This is a genomic window from Pseudomonas kitaguniensis (assembly GCF_009296165.1).
Lineage (GTDB): Bacteria > Pseudomonadota > Gammaproteobacteria > Pseudomonadales > Pseudomonadaceae > Aquipseudomonas > Aquipseudomonas kitaguniensis.
The window spans coordinates 1-704 of record NZ_VUAZ01000256.1 but is presented as its reverse complement, the minus strand read 5'-3'; the positions used below and the strand labels follow the sequence as shown (position 1 = coordinate 704).

Annotated in this window: 3 tRNA genes; all 3 read right to left on the bottom strand. The window is 51.1% G+C overall.

Annotation, left to right across the window (positions count from 1 at the left end):
- Positions 1 to 94: 94 nt before the first annotated feature.
- Positions 95 to 179, bottom strand: a tRNA-Leu gene (locus tag F0169_RS27230).
- 56 nt (positions 180 to 235) lie between these two features.
- Positions 236 to 310, bottom strand: a tRNA-His gene (locus tag F0169_RS27225).
- Between the two features lie 32 nt (positions 311 to 342).
- Positions 343 to 419: transfer RNA gene (locus F0169_RS27220), tRNA-Arg, on the bottom strand.
- Positions 420 to 704 lie beyond the last annotated feature (285 nt).

Genomic DNA, 704 nt, shown 5'->3' with positions numbered 1-704 from the left:
AACTGAGCTACGCCCACCATATTGCATGAACAAAGAACCCATACAGCTTCTTTGTCGACCCTCACCTGACCCGAGGGCAAGGCGAAGCTTTAAATGGTGCGGATGAAGAGACTCGAACTCTTACGCCTCGCGGCGCTGGAACCTAAATCCAGTGTGTCTACCAATTCCACCACATCCGCGCTTGAAGCTATTAAAGCAAAGGCGCCAGACGATTAATCTGGCGCCTTTTAAAATATGGGGTGGACGAAGGGGTCGAACCCTCGACAACGGGAGTCACAATCCCGTGCTCTACCAACTGAGCTACGCCCACCATAAAACCTTACTTGTGCCAAAGCTGCCTAATGGCGCACCCGGCAGGACTCGAACCTGCGACCATCCGCTTAGAAGGCGGATGCTCTATCCAACTGAGCTACGGGCGCCTGATTAATCTGTACTCTTGGAGGATTACAAACTAAGTGCTGCAAGCCTTGCATAACAACACAAATGCTCGACTTTCGTAACCAGTGCTAGGCTGTGCCCGACAAGTGCGACGAATAGTATAGACGCCCCGGAAACCCGTCAAATCTTTTTTGAAAAACTGATTTTATTTAAGGGTTAGGGCAATTTGCAGACCAAGCGCCTTTGCCCTCACGCCTGGCGTGCGAGAATGCGCGCACTTTTCTTCCCCCTCTCGATGGTTAATCACGCGTAATTGACTGCACAAC